The 20,446-nt window shown below is 31.4% G+C and carries 14 protein-coding genes and 1 riboswitch; of the genes, 1 reads left to right on the forward strand and 13 read right to left on the reverse strand.

What is annotated here, in order from left to right:
* The first annotated feature begins 153 nt into the window (after positions 1–153).
* Positions 154–762: an alpha-ribazole phosphatase gene (gene cobC / locus C1I91_RS23105; RefSeq protein ID WP_128215021.1), complete on the forward strand. Its 609-nt coding sequence runs from the start codon at positions 154–156 to the stop codon at positions 760–762.
* Positions 763–909: 147 nt separating this feature from the next.
* On the opposite strand, the gene C1I91_RS23110 is transcribed toward cobC, so the two are convergent.
* The 13 genes from C1I91_RS23110 to C1I91_RS23165 form a co-directional block, all read right to left on the reverse strand.
* Positions 910–2,664 carry a helicase-related protein gene (locus C1I91_RS23110; RefSeq protein ID WP_128215022.1) on the reverse strand — a complete coding sequence of 585 codons (1,755 nt, stop codon included), beginning with the start codon at positions 2,662–2,664 and terminating at the stop codon, positions 910–912.
* Between the two features lie 514 nt (positions 2,665–3,178).
* Positions 3,179–4,579, reverse strand: coding sequence for an NAD(P)/FAD-dependent oxidoreductase (locus C1I91_RS23115; RefSeq protein ID WP_128215023.1), 1,401 nt, complete (start codon positions 4,577–4,579; stop codon positions 3,179–3,181).
* Positions 4,580–4,638: 59 nt separating this feature from the next.
* A riboswitch (purine riboswitch) is annotated at positions 4,639–4,742 on the reverse strand.
* A gap of 90 nt (positions 4,743–4,832) precedes the next feature.
* Complete coding sequence (locus C1I91_RS23120; protein ID WP_128215024.1) at positions 4,833–6,785, reverse strand: endonuclease MutS2; 1,953 nt, start codon at positions 6,783–6,785, stop codon at positions 4,833–4,835.
* Between the two features lie 857 nt (positions 6,786–7,642).
* Positions 7,643–7,783 carry a hypothetical protein gene (locus C1I91_RS28380; protein WP_164880628.1) on the reverse strand — a complete coding sequence of 47 codons (141 nt, stop codon included), beginning with the start codon at positions 7,781–7,783 and terminating at the stop codon, positions 7,643–7,645.
* Positions 7,784–7,859: 76 nt separating this feature from the next.
* Positions 7,860–9,149 carry a tetratricopeptide repeat protein gene (locus tag C1I91_RS23125; RefSeq protein WP_128215025.1) on the reverse strand — a complete coding sequence of 430 codons (1,290 nt, stop codon included), beginning with the start codon at positions 9,147–9,149 and terminating at the stop codon, positions 7,860–7,862.
* A 346-nt stretch (positions 9,150–9,495) separates the two neighbouring features.
* Positions 9,496–10,122, reverse strand: a complete 627-nt coding sequence (gene plsY, locus C1I91_RS23130; RefSeq protein WP_238475869.1) for a glycerol-3-phosphate 1-O-acyltransferase PlsY — start codon at positions 10,120–10,122, stop codon at positions 9,496–9,498.
* Between the two features lie 399 nt (positions 10,123–10,521).
* Positions 10,522–12,360 (reverse strand): extracellular solute-binding protein, encoded by a 1,839-nt coding sequence (locus C1I91_RS23135; RefSeq protein WP_128215026.1) that lies wholly within the window; start codon positions 12,358–12,360, stop codon positions 10,522–10,524.
* 2 nt (positions 12,361–12,362) lie between these two features.
* Positions 12,363–13,232, reverse strand: a complete 870-nt coding sequence (locus tag C1I91_RS23140) for an ABC transporter permease (RefSeq protein ID WP_128215027.1) — start codon at positions 13,230–13,232, stop codon at positions 12,363–12,365.
* A gap of 13 nt (positions 13,233–13,245) precedes the next feature.
* Positions 13,246–14,331, reverse strand: a complete 1,086-nt coding sequence (locus tag C1I91_RS23145; protein ID WP_128215028.1) for an ABC transporter ATP-binding protein — start codon at positions 14,329–14,331, stop codon at positions 13,246–13,248.
* A 472-nt stretch (positions 14,332–14,803) separates the two neighbouring features.
* Positions 14,804–15,376 carry a DUF3867 domain-containing protein gene (locus C1I91_RS23150; protein WP_128215029.1) on the reverse strand — a complete coding sequence of 191 codons (573 nt, stop codon included), beginning with the start codon at positions 15,374–15,376 and terminating at the stop codon, positions 14,804–14,806.
* A 420-nt stretch (positions 15,377–15,796) separates the two neighbouring features.
* On the reverse strand, positions 15,797–17,872 hold the full coding sequence (locus tag C1I91_RS23155) for a HAMP domain-containing methyl-accepting chemotaxis protein (RefSeq protein WP_128215030.1): 2,076 nt from the start codon (positions 17,870–17,872) through the stop codon (positions 15,797–15,799).
* A gap of 22 nt (positions 17,873–17,894) precedes the next feature.
* On the reverse strand, positions 17,895–18,362 hold the full coding sequence (locus C1I91_RS23160) for a chemotaxis protein CheW (RefSeq protein WP_128215031.1): 468 nt from the start codon (positions 18,360–18,362) through the stop codon (positions 17,895–17,897).
* 16 nt (positions 18,363–18,378) lie between these two features.
* Positions 18,379–20,442 (reverse strand): chemotaxis protein CheA, encoded by a 2,064-nt coding sequence (locus C1I91_RS23165; RefSeq protein ID WP_128215032.1) that lies wholly within the window; start codon positions 20,440–20,442, stop codon positions 18,379–18,381.
* Positions 20,443–20,446 lie beyond the last annotated feature (4 nt).

Here is a 20,446-nt window from a genome sequence, read left to right on the forward strand (position 1 = left end):
AATACAGTCAAATGTAATTATTATATTTGTACGAAATCTAGGTAATTAGAAATAAACTATCTTTTCATAATTAAATTCAAGTTTTTAAAATATAAAGTACTAATCCTTTTGTATTTTACTATTTCTTAGTATTTGGAAACGGGGTGAACCTTATTGCTTATTTATTTAATACGTCATGGTCAAACCGAATGGAACCAAGCATTTAGGTATCAAGGAAGTAAAGATGAAGAGTTAAATGATTTAGGAATAGAACAAGCTGAAGCTATAGCTGATTTACTAAAAGAATGTAACATAGGCAGAGTTTTTTCAAGTCCTTTAAAGAGAGCAATAAAAACTGCCGCTCCTTTAGCAAAGAAACTTAATATAAATACTGAAATAATAAATGAATTTAGGGAAATTAATCTTGGGCAATGGGAAGGCAAGACTTGGGAAGAAATTAAATCCGAGTACAAAGAATTCTTAGATATATGGTCAAAAGATATAGCAGCTACAGCACCACCTGAAGGTGAGTCCTATATAGAACTCAAGGAAAGAGTATTTAAAGCTTTAAGTTCTCTTCTAGAGGATTGTAATTGCGATATAGCTCTAGTATCCCACGGCGCTGTAATAAAGGTAATTTTATGTACAATTCTTCAAATTCCCCTTCAAAATAGAGCTGCACTTGATATTCCAAATGGAAGTATAAGTATAGTGGATTATATACCTTCTAAACAATCTTTTAGGGTATTAGCAGTAAACTCCAGCTTAAGCTGCATTAGATAATGCTCATTACTGCCTTTCGGAATGTATATGATGAAAATCTGGAAATATAATTTTTGTGATGGCTTTTGCCTTCATGGTAAATTCCTAGACAGTAAAAAAGCTGTGCATAATAAGTATATTTATTTTTCTTATTATGTACAGCTTTTGTTATAAATTCAAAAGTATTTTATTAATCTCTTCACTTACACTTTTTCTCTCTTCATATACCCATTCTTCATCAAAGTGAAGCTTAAAATTTCTCGAAAATGAATAATATAGATTGATCTTCTGATAATAATTTTCTAGTTCTTTCAAATCATAAAATTTAAGTCCTGGTTTTGTCAATGTATCACTTTTAGCAACAAAATGCTCATCTATGTAGTTTATAAAGGCTTTCATAATATCTTCATTGGATATATCTATAGGAATCCTCATGAGCTTCCATTGTTTTTCCTCCGTTATCTTATAGCTTTTTATAGCATCCAGAATAACTAGATATTCACTAACATCCATTTTTCTATAGTAGCTGAGTTTTTCCTTTTTTGTACTCCATAAGGCCAGTTTTTCTCTTAAAGATAAGCTCTTTATCTTTAAGATTTCTTCACTTGGTCCTAAAACTGCCTCCTCAATTGGTTGATCTTCCATAAGTAGATTCTCTTCAATGAAACCTTGATTACTGCCACTGCAGGCAACAAAGCCTTCTTCGTATATTCCCTTTCTTCCAGCTCTACCACCTATTTGCTTAACTTCCTGACTCTTTAAGAACCTAACTTCATTGCCATCAAATTTTTTTATATCCATAAATACAATTCTTTTTATAGGAAGATTGACTCCCATACCTATTGCATCTGTAGAAATAAGTATTTTACTGCTTCCACTTATGAAGCTTTCATACTGCTTTCTTCTAACCTCCGGTGGTAAATCCCCATATATCAGACTAGCCCTCATGCCTAATGCTGAGTAATGCATACCAAGTTCCAAAACTCTTTTCTTAGAAAAAACTACTAATGCATCTCCTGGATTAATATCCTTTAACGTAAAAGCTTTTTCATCAACAATAAGAGGAATTTGTCTTTTATATTCTATAATTTCATAATCATCTTCGCAGTCTTCTAATATTTCCACTAACAATTCCTTGGCATTTTTTGCACCGCAAATATGTATTTCTCTACACCTTAACCCCAGCAATGCTCTTGTCCAGGCTGCCCCTCTTTGATCGTCATCTATCATCTGGATCTCATCTATTATTGCAATCTCATAATCTTCGTTTATATCTAGTTTTTCTATAGTACATGATATATGCTTAGCATCCTCGTGAATTATCTCTTCCTCTCCAGTTATGAGATTACACTTAACTCCTTCTTTATTGAGCCTCTCATAATTCTCTAAGGCTAGTATTCTAAGAGGCGAAAGATATATCCCTTTTTCACACTGCTTCAATCTTTCCATAGAATTATAGGTCTTACCAGTATTGGTATCCCCAAGATGTAAAAATATCTTTCTTTTTATTGCTCTTGCTCTTCTATACTCATCCTTAGGATTTATAGGAAATACCTCATCAAATTCCTTTGATATTATCTTTGGAATATGTTCAGCTATAAGAACACTGATAATCCCTGAACTTATATAACTCTCAAAATTATTTCTTACTATAGAATAAAAATCAAAAGAAGAGTTATTTTTTCTGTTATAATCTTCAAGAAGTCTTTCGGAAATATAATTCAAGATCTCCACATACTGATCATAGACCTTATCGTAGTCTCTTATTTCTTCCTTTCTAAATTGATTAAGCTCTTTTAGCTTCTTTCTCACTGAAGCCTCATGCTCCCACAAAGCATTGGTTTTAGTATGTCTTACTATCTCGTCAATTTGAGAAATTTGATTTTTTATCTTTCTAAAGTTTCTCTCATCTGCTCTTTTCATCTAAACTTACCCCTATAATTACGGCTATTTACGCCTATTTTTAGCTATTACCAAAGTTCAAGTCGTATTTGATTTGATTTAAAACATATCTTATAAAATATATCTTAAATATAACTAAGTTTAATACTATAATGTTAAATATTTAATCCCAGCTTCTTAAGTTTATTAATTCTCTGCGTAAGCTCCTCTGAGCATCGGATTACTGACCACTTAACTTCAATACAGCATTTTGACAGAGCCATTATTTATAGATATTATATCATTTCACTTTAAGATTGTATTCTTCCTATAGGAAACCTTTATGAAAACTTAATTTATACTTGTTATAAAATCTCGGTTTTTGTGGATTTTGTGGCATGTATAAATTAATAATTGAAGTTGGTTCCCTATAAATGATTTCTATTTACTATATAGTATTAGCATACATTTTTAGTTTATATGTAAATGTATTAAAATAATGTTGGTAAAAAAGACTTATAAAGAAATTGCCCTTATAAGTCTTTCATCAATATTTTTATTCACACAAATATCTTCCCATTAGTACTCCCATCACAGAAGCCATCATAAGTCCCCTTGTCCAACCACTTGAATCACCCAGACAATGAAGATTCTTTATATTAGTTTCAAACTTATCATCCAATGTAATTTTATTGCTATAAAACTTTATTTCTGGTCCATACAGCAGAGTTTCACTACTTGCAAAGCCTGGTACTACTGTATTCATAGCCTGTATAAAATTTAATATATTAGTCATGGTTCTATATGGAATAGCGGAAGTCAAATCTCCTGCTACTGCATCTGGCAAGGTATACTTAACATTTGATCTATCCAACTCATGTTCCCAAGTCCTTTTACCATCCAAGATATCTCCATATCTTTGAACTAAAATCTTTCCATTTCCAAGCATATTCACTAGTTGGGCTACCTTTTTTCCATATTCTATCGGTTGATTAAAAGGTTTAGAAAAATTATGAGAACTTAATATAGCCAAGTTTGTATTATCTGACTTTTTCTCTTTAAAGGAGTGTCCATTAACTATAGCTATATTATCGTCATAATTTTCTTGTGCAACAAAGCCACCAGGATTTTGACAGAAAGTCCTAACTTTATTTTTAAAAGGAGCTGGATATCCAATAAGCTTGGATTCATATAATACTTCATTTACCTTTTCCATTACTTCATTTCTAAGCTCAACACGAACTCCTATATCCACAGTACCAGCATAATGGTTTATATCATGCTTTATACACATATCATTAAGCCAGTCAGCACCCTTCCTTCCAGTACCTAATATAATCTTGTCACCATATATTATATCTTCATTTGACTTAGTTAAAGCATCAGTAATTTTTATACCTTTCGCTTCGCCTTGCTCTATAATAAGATCTGTTACCAAAGTATCAAACTTTATGTCTATTCCTGCCTTTATCAAATAACTCTCTATTCTAAAATAAAGCTCGTGAGCCTTTTCAGTTCCTAGGTGTCTTATAGGACAGTCCACTAACTTCAATCCAGCCTCGATGGCTTTTCTTCTTATTTCCTTTACCTCTTCTTCATGGCCAAGTCCCTCTATCTTAGGATCAGCTCCAAACTCCAGATATATCTTATCTGTATATTCTATAAATTCTTGAGCGACATTTGCACCTATTAAATCAGGCAAATCTCCTCCAACCTCATAACTTAATGAAAGCTTTCCATCAGAAAAAGCTCCAGCTCCTGAAAAACCAGTAGTTATATGGCAATAAGGCTTGCAATTTACACAACACTTGGTTTTTTCTTTTGGACAGTGTCTTTTATCTACGCTCTTGCCCTTTTCTACCATAAGAATACTTCTATTCTGATTTTGTCTAACTAATTCTAGTGCTGTAAATACTCCTGATGGGCCTGCACCTACTATAATGATATCATACTTCATAATACAACCATCCTCCCCAAAATACTGATGACTTTAATGATGTACCATCTGTATCCAACATGATTCATCATTACACCTATAGCCAAGAGCTTTTTACGGTAGCTCGGTAGATACATCTAGCCCCTATTACTAGACTTATATAAGTGAACATTATTTACCTTATACAGAAAATTTTTCTATACAATACGAAAGTTTACATTAAGAAAATCAGAAACACAATAGGTATTTCAGAAATATTTCAAAACTGACTTAATTACTCTTCTTCAAGTACCACACCATCTGTATTTCCCTTATTTAGCAGTCTATTGACCTTTCTATATTTCTTACTTTTAAATACTATATCAAAATCATAATCTTCTGGATAAAGCTCATCTTTACTAATATATTTAGAAAGTCTTTTTTTGCTTATCTTTATTTTCTTCTTCATTACCATTACACCGTATTCACCCTTAGAATTCTCTTCTTCACAGATTATTCCTGTCCTGTTCATAAAGCTTATAAATACAGAATCACCTATATCAAACAACGGTTTTTGCTTTTGCTTCTCTATATTTCTATTTATTTTATTGGATTCTTTTATCTTTATAACTTGCTCTGAATGCTTTGATTTTTCATTGTCACTATAGCTTTTTTCTACAGCCTTTTGTTCAAAAGTTATACTTGAATAGTCTTTATTTTCTTTATAAGTCACAGTGTGAGCTCTTTCAATTATTCTTCTATCCATTCCTAGCCTTAAAGCTATTAAAAACGCGTTACTTTCTCCAGGCTTCCCTATATTAAGTCTATATTTAGGCTTAAGTGTATTAATATCAAATTCCATGGAGCCATTTATAAATCCTTCATGCTCCTTGGCAAAGTCTTTAATCTCATTATAGTGAGTTGTAGCGCAAATTATAGCCCCCTTTTCATAAAGCCTTTCTAAGACTGCTACAGCTATGCCCATCCCTTCTCCAGGATCTGTACCTGATCCAATCTCATCTAATATTACCAAGGTATATTTATCTGCCATATCTAAAATACCAATTATATTTTTTATATGGGAAGAAAAAGTACTCAAGCTTTGTTCTATACTCTGCCCATCTCCTATATCTGCTAAAATATCTCCTAGTATAGCAAACTCACTATCCTTACCAGCAGATACATGAAGACCTGCTTGTGCCATCATACTAAGAAGTCCAACGGTTTTAAGTGCAACAGTTTTCCCTCCTGTGTTTGGCCCCGTTATTACAAGTCCCCTATAAGCTTCACCTATAGAAAAATCTAATGGTACAGCCTTGCTTCCTAAAAGCGGATGTCTACCATCATTAATTTTAATGACATTATTATTGTTAAATACAGCTTCATTTCCATCTATTGATTTACTGTATTTGGCTTTAGCAAATAGAAAATCATAATAGCTCATGCCTTCAATATTTAAGCTCAACTCTTTTTCATAAGAAGCTACAATTGCAGTAAGCTCTGAGAGTATTCTATATACTTCTTTTTCTTCTTCAAAACGCTCTTGCTCAAGTTCATCTTGATATTTCTTCACTTCAGCAGGTTCTATAAACACAGTTGAACCACTTTGAGATCTATCATGGATATTTCCATCAAAGGTCCTCTTATGCTCACTCTTAATAGGGATAACATACCTTCCATTTCTTTGACTTACCAGCGAATCTTGAATATAATTCTTATATTTATCATTTCTCAATATATTGTCTAGTTTAGCTTTTATTCTTTCCTCTAAGATAAATATTCTCTTCCTTATCTTTTGAAGCTTGCTACTAGCCCTATCATCAACCATACCTCTTGAAATTGATTTTTCTATCTCCATTTGTACCTCTTCCATCTCAAATAGTGATAGTGCGTAAGAGCTAACTGTTGGAGCTATTTGTTCCTTTGTCTTCATAAAGTTTTTAAGCCTTTTTATATCTTTTAAAAGACTTCCCAATGATTCTAATTCTTCTGCTGAAAGTATCATACCTTTAGATAACTTTTCTTTTATACTATCAACGCCTTTTAAACTGTGTAAAGGAACACTAGAACTTCTGTTTACTATAGCCCTTGTCTCAGTTGTTTCCCTCATGTGCCTTCTTACAATATTTATATCCATATACGGCTCTAACTCTTCAATTTTTTTCTTTCCCAAGTCAGATAACGCAAATTCCTTTAACACTTCTTTTATTTTATTAAATTCTAATATTTCAACGGCTTTACTATTCAATTCTTATTCCTCCAATATTTTTAAAATAAATACATTGCTTTTTCTTTGAAACTATACTTTTCATAACAAAATCCATATTAAATCCCTCCTTAAGTTCTTACACAAGGAAACTGTAGTATCTCTAGGTTTAGCTATCAAAAAATTTTATTCTTCCCCAGAAAATAGAAAAAGCTGTAAATGAAACATAAGTTTCACTTACAGCTAAATTTGAATATATATAGATGTACTTCATGATAAAATTTATATTTTCGACTTCTACTCTCAGACCCCAGAGAAGTTATGAAAATTGATTTTCCATTGAATTTAGTACACCTTTAGATATATTTTATATAGGTAATGCATTATATCTATTTGTTATTATAGATATCATTTCACTTATACCTATAGTCTATATCAGCTCAATACTACCAAGTAGATAAGTTAATCCTTTCAAAAGATGCTTAAGCAAACTTATTCAGTGAGCTTTTCCTAGAAAGTAAAAAGTAACTAATCCACTATTATCAATATTATTAAGCTTCTAACTGATATTTAATAAAATACTACACATAGATGCTTTAATCAAAATTATCTTACATATAATATCTAAAAATAAATCAGCTATATAGACAAAAAAAGCCGTGCACAAGCACAGCTCATATATCCTTATATAAGAATGCTGCTTATGATGTTTCACTAAGTCAGCCTAAAAATTGCACAACAAATAAACCTAAAAAACAGGCAATTCAAACAAAATTTAGACATTATTTAATTTACTTAGTTTGAAACCTCAGCATTCATAAAATATTCTCCTTGTATACTAAATTGCTTTTATTATAACACTATTTTATTAAAAAACACAATATTAATCACTTAAATTTTTACAATTCTGGATGAGGGGTAGCTACCCCTGTTGGCATCACTAGGTTGTTAGAAATATGATTAGTAGCTAGTCCCACTGGTAATATAAAAGTACTTGCTATTAATCCGATTACTATTTTCTTATACAACTTTTTTTTCACATTAACCATCTCCTATTTTCTATAATCTTATATTCTTAACAATAAAGCTTCTATATAAATGTTTAAGTTATACAAATTAACTATTGTTCAGAACTTGTCCTAAGCTTTTTAGAAACCTCATAGCCTCATCATTCTTTCCTTGCTTCATAGCTATTTCCACAAGTTTATATATGGCGTAGTCCTTACCTTTACTTATATGGTTTTCTTCTAGAATAGATAAAAAATTATTTGTTACTTCTTCTAATTTTTCTAAATCATCTTTTTCTTCACAAACCTTCGTTAAGTGCTTATATATTTCAAAAATAATTATAAATTGATTGTTTTGCTCTGCTAGACTCATAGCAAGCTCAAATATCATTATACTTTCATCGTACAGACCTTGCTTAAAAAACAGCTTTCCTTTTGAATCTAACACATTTGTTGCTATATCGTCTTTATTATCTTTTATTTTAATTTTTTGAGCCTTATTTATATATTCTAAACTCTTTTCATACTGTTCTTTATTATAGTAAAACTCTCCAATATTGTTGTAAATAGTAGCCCTTCTACATAAGTCATCTTCCTTAAGATTTATCAATATATCCTCATATTCAGCTACTGCCTCATCTTCTTTGCCGCTCATAAGCATAGCATTAGCCTTAACTATTCTTGCATTATTATCATCCATATTGTATTCTTTGATATTAGTTACCAGTACATTATTATTTATTATTTCTATACATTTATCAAAATCTTTTATATTGTAATACGCCAATGCTAAGTTATAACTAGCTTTGATGTAGTATAGGTTATTTTCTTGTTCTTTAGCATAATCTATTGCACGAAGAAGATGAAACACAGCTTCTTCATTTTCATTTCTCTCAATTTTACATACTCCTATGGCATTATACAGATATGGCTGAAACTCTTGCTCATTAAGTTCTTTATACTTTCCTAAAGAATTACTAAAATTAATAAAAGCTTTCATAAAGTTATTTTCTTTAAAATACAATCCACCATTTATTTTATATAGCCTAGCTAAAATGTCATCTAATTCGTACTTTTTTCCTACTTCTATAAATTCCTCAATTTCATCATGGTTATAACTATTGGAAGCTATAACTTTCTCACAATAAAACTTTGCATCTTCCTTTGGAAACCTATAAAAATATTCATCATCTAAATCAAGCTTCACTGATATCTTATTAGCTATAGAGTTAAACTTTTTGGCCAATATAGCTGAACTAGTTTTGCTTACTCTTCTCTTTCCGCTTTCCATCATACTAATAAAAGCTCTAGTCATATTTGTATCTTCCAAATCAGACTGATTGATTCTAAATCTATGCCTCATAAGTCTTATCTTATCGTTAGGGTTTAAGAAATCCAACTAAATCCCCTCCATTTTACGTAATATCACCCACAGTTATCATGTTTATAATAATTATATAACATTTTATTGTAATAATCACCATTTTTTATATTTAAAAGTTAATTTTAACAATATTTTTGTGTCATTTTATACATATCAACATAACATACATACAGTATCTTCTTTCCCTGCCGTTAGTATTTAAGTTTCTTATGGATACTTATCCACCACTTTATCAAGTGTTAAAATTATTTATAAATGAAACAAAAAGCCACTGAAGAAATTTCTTCAGTGGCTTTTTACACCATATTATTTTCCAATTGTATGTGAGAAAAAAACACTATAGGTAAATATATTTCATATTTTATTTTTCTTCTCCATTTATAAGCCTTTTAATATTACCCTTATGTCTAAAGATTAAAAGCGCTGCAGCAAATACGGTACAAACAACTATAGGCGTTGAATAACCAAATAATATAGCTGCTATAACTAAAACAACTGAAAGAATCATAGACCTTATTGACACAATAGACGTTAATACTTTTAACAAGAAAAATACTACACCAGCTGTTATTATTGCTTTTGGTGCTAAAAACAAAAATACACCTGCAGTGGTATTAACACCTTTGCCCCCTCTAAACTTCAAGAATATAGGGTAATTATGTCCAACTACAGCTGAAATACCTACAATAGCTAATAAAATATCTTTATTATAATCAATATGAATAATTCCATTGTTCAACAAATAACTTGTAATTGCTACTGGGAGTAATCCTTTAAGGATATCCACAACTTGAGTTGCAAGAGATATATAAGTTCCTCCAACTCTTCTAACATTAGTAGAACCAGTACCTCCACTTCCAACAGTTCTTATATCTATCCCCTTGATTTTCTTAATCAATATATATCCAGTAGGTATAGAACCTGCCAAATATGCTATTATGCTTAAAATAAAAGATACTCCAATGCTCATTAACTCATTTCCTTTCATTTGTACTCGCCCATAAATAGGCCATATTTGTTTTAAGTTTTATTAATTTAAGTATTATAATACTTAAATATTATATAGTACAATTATATAATTCATCCACCTATAATATAATAAATGAAAATTCCTTATAAGAAAACATATTTTGCTTAATTTTTTAATATTTTTGTTAATCTGACTTTAATGGTCCATGTTAAGGAAATCTGCCCATGGAATATGTTTCATTCCTTTACTGTATATAATAAAGTCTTCTAATCTCTTTAAACACTAGGTCTAGTTAGTAAAAATTCCATACCTTTATAAAAAATAATATCAGACCTAGTCATTATAATGATCTATAGTCTGATATTTCTTTATCTTTGTTATATTTTAATTTGCCTAATAAAATACACCTACTATGCTCTATTGCTTAACTTCAGACCATATCTTATCAAATTCAGTTACGTGATCACCTATATCCTTTAGGTACTCACCCTTCTTAAGATCAGTATCTGAAGGGTACACAGCTTTATCCTTCATTATTTCGTCTCCTATATATGGATAAGCAGCTGTGTTAGGGTTTCCGTAAGGGAAATACTGAGATATTTCAGCGCTTATTTCAGGTTCCATTATGAAATTGATAAACTGCTCTGCAGCCTTTACGTTTTTTGCTCCCTTAGGTATAACGAAGTTATCCTGCTGTAAGAAAAGTCCTTCCTTTGGTATAACATACTTGACATTAGGATTGTCTCTTCTAGCTAAACTAGCTTCTGCTCCCCAAGCAAAGATAGCTTTTGCTTCTCCATTTATCAAGCTAGTTTTTGGACTATCACTGTCATAAGACTTAATATTAGGCTGAAGCTTTTTAAGCTCTTCCTTAGCTTTCTTTAAAGCCTCGGGGCTTGTTTCATTTAAGGAATATCCTAATCTTTTCAATGTCATACCAATGATAACTCTCTCATCATCCAAAACTGTTAGAGAACCTTTAAACTCTGGCTTCCATAAATCTGCGTAGCTAGTTATGCTTCCTTCTGAAACCTTTGAGCTATCATAAGCAATTATTCCAGCGAGCCACATATAAGGAACACTGTATTTATTTCCTTCATCAAAAGGCAGATTTAAAAACTGACTACCTATATTCTTCATATTAGGTAAATTGGCTGTATTCATCGGTTCAATAAGCTGTTGTTTCTTTAATATCTCAACCATAAAGTCACTAGCCACAGCTATATCATACTGACCACCACCAGCCATAAGCTTTGCAAGCATTTCTTCATTTGATGAGAAAGTACTATAGTTTACTTTTATATTATAGGTTTGCTCAAACTTGTCGATAACAGATTGAGGTAAATATTCTGACCAGTTAAATACATTAAGTACTTGTTGTGGAGCTTCATTAGCTTTAGCAAAAGCCCACACCCCATAACTAGAACCTCCAACCAACACAAAAATTGCGGTAAGTATGGTCCCAACTTTTTTCATGCTCAAATTTACATTTCTCATAATTACAGAAAGTATTATTATTACAACTGTAAAAAGCAATATAATAGTGGACAGTGCATTTATCTCAGGTGTAACTCCAAACTTAACCATAGAGAATATCTTTAGAGGTAAAGTTACACTTCCTGGCCCCGCTACAAAGAAACTTATGATAACATCATCCAGAGACAATGTAAACGCTAAAAGTCCTCCAGCTATAACACCAGGCATTATTATAGGCAGTGTCACATAAAAGAAAGTTTTTAAAGCACTAGCTCCTAGATCCATAGCAGCCTCTTCTACGGATTTATCAAAGCCATCTAGTCTTGTCTTCACTACAGCAACCACATATGCCACACTAAAGGTAACATGAGCTATTATAAGGGTTAGCTTTCCTAAATCCATCTTTACTATAGAGAAGAAGGCAAGTAGAGAAATCCCCATAACTATCTCAGGAATGACTAGAGGTATATATAAAACTGTATCCAAAAACTTTTTTCCTCTAAACTCATATCTATACAACCCTACTGCAGCAAGGGTTCCGATTATAACGGATATCAACGTACTTACTATTGCTATTATAAATGAGTTTTTTACAGCCTCCAATATTCCTGCATTGTGTATCAAACTCTGGTACCACTTAAAGGTAAATCCAGTCCAAACAACATTAAGCTTTGAAGAGTTAAAGGAGAATGCTATCAAAACCATTATAGGCACATATAGAAACATATACATTAAAAAGGCGTAAGACACCTTTAATACATTACCTTTTTTCTTTTTCATAATTATAGCACCTCCCTTTTATCTACCTTGCCACCGAGTTTCGTATAGAAGGCTATAATTATAATCATTATAACTATAAGAACCACAGAAATTGCAGCTCCAAAAGGCCAATTTCTCGCTGTCAAAAATTGATTCTTAATAAGATTGCTCATAAGAACCACCTTACTTCCACCCATTAAATCAGTAATAAAGAACAACCCTAAGGTAGGCACAAAAACCAACAAAGATCCTGAAAGTACTCCGCCTTTAGTTAATGGAAATGTTACTTTTAGGAATTTGTTTATAGGGCCAGCTCCCAAATCATCCGCTGCTTCAAGCACTCTAACATCCAACTTCTCTATAGAAGAATATAAAGGTAATACCATAAATGGGAACATCATATAAAGCATTCCAATTATTACAGCAGTGTTGTTGTACATCAGGTGAAGCGGAGCACTTATAATTTTCATATCTAGTAGCAGTGTGTTTATAATCCCCTCTGTACGAAGTAAAATTATCATAGCATAAGTTCTAACCAAGGAGTTTGTCCAAAACGGAAGTACTATAAGAAGTAAAAGTATTGGCTTTAATTTCTTGTTAGCTCTTGCTATTATAAAGGCAAAAGGATATCCAAATACTAAGCAGGTTACAGTAGTTAATATTGCAATAAGTAAAGACTTAAAGAATATAGTTATATAAAGCGAATTCACAAGTTTTGTGTAATTACTTGGAGTAAAAGCATAAACAATATCTCCAACTTCTCCTCTAGTACAAAAACTTACAACAACTATAAGCACCAACGGCACTAAGAAAAAGCCTAACATCCATAAAGCTACTGGTGCTGTAGTAATTATCCCTCCCAAGAGGTTACTTTTTGAAAATTTCTTTTTCATTATCCTCACCTCTTTAAGCCTTTATAACAACAGTGTTTTTAGGGTTCCAAGTTACAAAAATATCTTTTTTTGGGTCTTCAAACTTAAAGTCATATCCTATTTGTTCACTTACAACAATCTCTTTGCCATTTTTCAAAGTCATTATTGTTCTAACACTTGATCCTATGTATATTCTCTCTTTAAATTTACATTGAAGCCATACATCACTATCTTCAGGCTTATTCTTTATCTTTATTCTCTCCGGTCTTACTGAAACTGTAAACTTCTCGCCTAAAGAATAATCCCTATTAGGAATTCTGATTATATCCTCTTCCTTTTCTAAGTTAAGAAGAACTTCTGTCTCCTTAATCTTAATGGCTTCCCCGTCCAAAAGATTAGTTTCTCCTAAGAAATCAGCAACAAATCTTGTCTTTGGAGTCTCGTACAATTCTTCTGGTGTTCCTATCTGTTCTATGTTTCCTTTATTCATAACCACTATTCTGTCAGACATGGTCAATGCCTCTTCTTGATCATGAGTAACAAATATAAAAGTTATCCCAAGCTGTTTCTGAAGATGCTTAAGTTCCAATTGCATCTGCTTTCTAAGCTTTAAATCCAATGCACCTAACGGTTCATCTAAGAGTAAAACCTTAGGGTTATTTATAACAGCCCTAGCTATGGCTACACGCTGCATCTGTCCACCACTTAATTGAGAAGGCATTCTATTTTCAAAACCTTCTAGTTGGACCATTGCTAGCATTTCTTCAACTTTACTCTTAATTTCACTCTTAGGCACCTTTTTCATTTTCAACCCAAAGGCTATATTATCAAAAATATTCATATGCGGAAATAATGCATAATTTTGAAATACAGTATTTACACATCTTTCATGTGGAGATTTATTAGTCATATTATCTCCATCAATGGTAATATCACCGTAGGTTGGCGACTCAAAACCAGCTATCATTCTAAGTGTAGTCGTCTTACCGCATCCACTTGGACCAAGTAGAGTTAAAAACTCTCCTTTTCTAATATCAAGGTTCAAATCACTTATAACATTTTCACCTCGATCAAAGCTCTTACTAACATTTGACAATTGAAGAAAAACATCCTCTGTCACACCTTAACAACTCCTTCTTTTTTAATTTATAAATTTTAGAAAAAAGAAAAACCCCTTAATGGCATCATTGCACCAAAAAAGAAGTTTTATTTAATACGCGATGGAATAAATAAGCAAATATTTATTCATCAGTAGTTATAATTATTCATAACTGGATAGATTTATAACTGTAAAAAAATATAGCATATTACAGTACAAATATCAATAACAAATTGCTGATTTTCTCTATATTTTTAATAATTTTTTTCAAATTTATAATATAAACTAAAAATCAGTGTTTCAGATACCGTTTTCTAAGATAATTTTATAAATTTACAATATAATTGTATATTTTTTCACAAAGCCCAGTATACCGGAAAAAATCTCTAAGCCTATTTTATTTAGTATTTTTCTTCATCTGCCTTTCCTAATATGCATGAGAAAAATACAGCAAGAAACACCAATGAAATTTCATCAGTGTTTCAAAAAACTTTTAATAATCGTATTCAGCTACATTTTCACAAATAGATATCTTTAAATTATTATCTTCTTGAAGCTTCTTATAAGAACATAAAAACTCATTTAGCTCTACATCTTTCAAATCAATTTTTTTACTACTTTTAAGTAAAACATTTTTGCCTTCCATTATTAACTCTAAGTCATTTACTTCGTTTAATATACTATAGGTAATCACGTTTTTAGGAATTGTTCTTCCATTATATTTTTCTGTAAAACTCATAGTCTTTCTCATGACTTCATAATTTTGATTTGCCCCAATATTGCCAATAGAACTAGGGTCTATGCCAAAAGCCTTCATTTGATTTTCTAAGAAACTCGAATCAAAGCCATATCTCTCCATAAGTTTCTTTTGCATATTAAAGAACTTCTCTTGAGAAATATTATTATCCTCCATATACTTCATAATATTCTTTGTGAAGTCAGCCATTGATAATTTGCCTTCTGCAACAGAATAGTACAGCCCATACATGTATTCTTCAAACTTATCTACATCCTTGTCTTTCGCCTTATTCTTCAGCTCGTTAAAATCAACTATTTTATCATCCATTTAATACAGCTCCTCTCAAAAATTAATTTATATATTATTGTGCTCTATAAATATCAGCACTAGAAATTGTCATTAAACCTGTTACATAAATATGTTAGTAAATTCATAATCTTTATATAATTATATCAAATCTAACTTAATATGCTATTAAATATTTTTATCTTATATTCAAATTTTTTATACAAACATCTAGATATAAAATCTAACTTAATGGATATTTAATATTTATAAAAATATCCATCCGAAATATAAATTCATCTAATGAATGAAAAATTTCATTCTGTTCTACACCTCAAAAAATTGCTAATGGAAAATCCACTAGCAATTCTTATAAAGCTATAAAATCATATTATTTTTTATACCCTTTGTAGTATTAAGTTAGTAAAATATTAATTTTACTAACTCAATGCCTAAACCAATCTAGTTTTTAAATTTAAATCTTGCAACCTTTTCCTTAAGAAGATTAGCTTGAAGTGATAATTCTTCACTTGCAGATGCACTTTCCTCAATACTTGTAGAATTAACTTGAGTAGTTTCTGCCACTTCTTCTATTGCTTGATTTACTTGTGAACTTGCTGTTGCTTGTTCACTTGAAGCTTCCGATATTTGTTCCATTATTTCTGCAACGGAACCTATCTTACCTACTATCTCGTCTAAAACCTTAGCAGTCTCATTTGCTATAATCTTTCCAGACTCAGCCTTTGATATTGATGACTCTATAAGTTCAGTAGTTTCCTTTGCAGCCTTTGAACTTCTTGCTGCTAAGTTTCTTACTTCATCAGCCACTACTGCAAAGCCTTTTCCTTGCTGCCCTGCCCTTGCTGCTTCAACCGCTGCATTAAGAGCTAATATATTAGTTTGGAAAGCAATTTCATCAATTACTTTTATAATCTTTGAGATATCTATAGCTGATCTATTTATATCTTCCATGGATAAAAGCATTTCCTTCATATGTTCATTTCCCTTAATGGCATTTATACTAGCTTCTGTAGCAATACTATTAGCTCTATTTACATTAGCAGAGTTTTCAGTAGTTTGAGAAGCTATTTCAGTAATTGATGCTGTTATCTCTTCCACAACACTAGCCTGTTCTGTGGCTGCTGACGCCATAGATTGAGCTGAGTTAGAAATCATACCTGCTCCACTAGCTACTTGCTCTGATACATCACTTATCTCTCTTAAGGTTCCATTTAAAGAGTCAACTATATTGTTTATAGAATCTTTAATTTGTCTAAAATCTCCTAAGTATTCTTTTGAAATACCAATTGATAGATTTCCTGATGACATTTCTGTAAGTGCATAGCTGATATCGTCAATATAACCACTTATATTTGTTATTGTTGTATTTAAGTTCTTCTTTATTATAGCGTGATCACCTTTATATTCTCCTGTAACAGCTACCTTCAAGTTTCCGTTTGATACTTGTTTTAATACCTCTGAAGCTTCGCTTATAGGCTTTAGCACTTCATCTAAAAGTTCATTAACTCCTGTAACAAGAACGCTCCATCCACCACTAAACTTACTTCCATCTCCTCTTTTGCTAAGTTGTCCATCTTTTGCTGCATCTATAAGCATATTAGTCTCTGCTAATATATTTTTTATATTAGTATTTAACTTTCCTAAACTAATGCCAAGAACATCTTTCTCTGACTTAGTCTCTATGCTATCATAGTATTCTCCTTTAGCTAACTTTTCGGTAACCATCGCTTGATCTTTGATATTATCTACCATACTTTCGAAAGCTCTAAATAATTCTGCTATTTCATCCTTTCCTTCTATTACTACCTTTTCTACTTCTATATCGCCTTTTGAAAGTTTTCTAGCATTTTCAGTAAGTTTCTTCACAGGATTACTTATACTTCTTGATATAAACCATCCTAATATTAATGCTATAGCACTGACTGAAATCGAAAGAATTATTATTAAAAGCTTACTCTTATATGCAGTATCGCTATTAACATCAGATTTATTAGATGCTTCTTTTAGATTAAGGTTAACCATCTTATTGAATTGATCATCTGTAGCTAAAGCGATAGCTTTTCCATTTACGAACAATTCTTGTCTAGCTTGATCTACTTTATTATCTTTAACCATAACTATAACGTTATTCCAAAGATCATATGTACTATTTATGCTTTTTTGAAGTTCTTCTAGCTGTGTTGTCTTATTCTCATCATTTATTGTCTTCTTAAAATCAGCCAAATTCTTTTCTACTTCTACCTTTAACTCTGTTATCTTTGATAAATTCTTCTCTTTTCCAGCCTGATCATTATCTAAATATTCCCTTATATTAACTCTCATTCTTTGATAAGCCACAGATGCACTTCCTAGACTAGAAATTGCTTTTGTATTATCCTCATATAGTTCAGTGTCTGCCTTATCTATTTTAGAGAAATTAACATATGTAAATACTCCCATTACCGCTGTTAAAAATGCTATAATTATGAAACCAGCTACTATTTTTGTACCTATTCTAAGATTATTAAAAAACTTCATAATTACCTTCCCCTCTTTATCTTTAGTATATTTCTATTCCATCTATTAGTTCTTTACAGTCTAATATTATCCTTATGTCTTCTCCAATTCTTCCTATGCCCTTTATATAGGTATGTTCATGTTCCTGACTTGGAACAGCAGATATCATATGGTCTTCTATTTTTAATACTTCTGAAACACCATCTACTATAAGCCCTGTAGGAACTCTATCTACCTCAACTACTATTATGCAGGTCCTTTCGTGATACTGAACAAACTCTTTATTAAATTTTGTTCTAACATCCATCACCGGTATTATCTTACCTCTAAGATTGATTATTCCCTTTATAAACTCTGGAGTCTTTGGTATTTCTGTTATGGGTTGTATCCCTATTATCTCCAAAACATACTTTATTTCTATAGCGTAGTACTCCTTGTCTATATAGAAAGTAATATATTTCTCGCTAATAGTATCATTTTCTTCAATTTGTTCTTCAAAATAGCTGTTCATCTCTCCACCTCCATAACTAAATCGTAGTCATATCAATAATCAAAGATATAGTTCCATCTCCCATTATGGTGCAACCAGTTATATATTTTAAATGTTTAAACATTTCAGGCAGTGGCTTTATTACTATTTGCTGCTCTCCTAAAAGTTCATCCACAAATATACATTTTATCTTTGACTCATACTCAGTCATTATAACTATTCCTTCTTTACTGCTAACCTTTGAACCATTTATGGCAAAGTAATTTGATAACCTTATCAGCTCATAGGTCTTTCCTCTTATATAGACCATCTCTCTGCCATTATGGTCAGTAATGATTTCGTTGGTACTCTCCCTAAAGCATTCTTTAATAAAATTGGTTGGGATAACAAATTGGCTTTGTCCAACTTTTACAAACATTCCTTGTATTATTGCCAGCGTAAGAGGTATTTTTATGTATATAGTAGTTCCTACATTCTGTGTGCTTTCAACACTTACTTTTCCTCTTACCTTTTCAATATTCTTAGTTACAACATCCATGCCGACCCCTCTTCCAGAATACTCGGTAACGTTTTCATTGGTTGACAGTCCTGCTGCAAATATGAAGGAGAATATCTCTTCATCGCTTAATTCCTCTATATTTTTATTTGTTATTCCTCTATCTACAGCCTTTTCATATATCTTATTCTTATCAAGACCCTTTCCATCATCCTTTATAACAACCCAAACATATCCCTCCATATTCTTAGCTTCCAAGGTAATCTTACCTTTTGGTGATTTGTTAGCTTTAACTCTTTCCTTTGGATCTTCTACCCCGTGATCCATTGAGTTTCTAATAATATGCATTAAAGGATCGGAGATATGTTCTATTACGCTTTTATCAACTTCTGTTTCCTCACCAATTATTTCAAGCTCAACCTCTTTATTGAGCTTTTTACTCATGTCCCTCACTAACCTATGCATCTTTTGAAAGGTTGATGCAAGTGGAACCATTCTTATAGCCATTACTGTATTCTGCATGTTATCTATAAGCTTTCTTAAATTTCTAACTGCTTTATTAAAGGTTTCATCTTCTTCTGCCTCTATATCCGAAATTAATTTATTCTTTGTTACAGCAGCTTCTGCTATAGCTATTTCTCCAACTAAGTCGAAGAGATAATCCAACTTATCAACATCCACACTTAAAGTCTCATTTTTTACCTTGTGCTTTTTTTGTTCTTCTGCTCTACATTCATTAGTCTTACAAGGAATACCCTCGTTCTTTATATCTTCTACAGTTTTTTCAACAACTGAACTTTCAGTACTTATTGCCTCTTTCTTACTAGTATTTGGTTCTTTATCTACTAATTCCTTTGCAATACTAGAACTAGTATTATCTACATCTTCAACCTTATTATCTTTAAGTACCTCTATTTCTTTTATAAAAGCAATCTCATTTATGGTTTCTAATACTTTTTCTTCACTGTGCTCACACTGAAGCTTAATATAAAATCCATCTTTTATTATGTCATCCATAGATTTTTCATTTTCTTCAATATCCTTAGGCTTATAGTCTATAACCTTACCCAAGTTCTTCAAATTATGTACAATAGTGAAAGCCCTAATATTCTCCATACCACATCCATCTAAGAACCTTATATTAAACTCCATTGTTGAAAGAGCTACAGGATTGTGATTTTTTCCAGAATATTCTGACATATTGTCACATAAAAGAGACAAGTATCCCTTTATATCAGCGACACACGCCTCTGAAGATTCAGAAGGCATGTCCCCATTTTCTATAACTTCTAACTGCCTAGATACATAATCTATAAAGCTTAATATAAAATCTGATATCTTAGAGCAATCCACATTCATTAACTTTAGATTCCTCAATTTATCAAATAAGTCTTCTAAAGAATGAGCATAATTTGCTATTGCAGAAAAATTCATTATAGCTGAATTTCCTTTTATAGTATGCATAACTCTAAATATTTCATTAATATTCTCATAAAGAACTGAACACTCGCTGAGTTCCAAAGAGATTCTTTCTAGCCCCTCAACAAGACTATTTGTCTCAGAAATATAAAGCTCTATTATTTCTTTATCAAAAGACTCACCCATTAAA

The organism is Clostridium manihotivorum (assembly GCF_004015185.1).
Classification (GTDB): domain Bacteria; phylum Bacillota; class Clostridia; order Clostridiales; family Clostridiaceae; genus Clostridium_AR; species Clostridium_AR manihotivorum.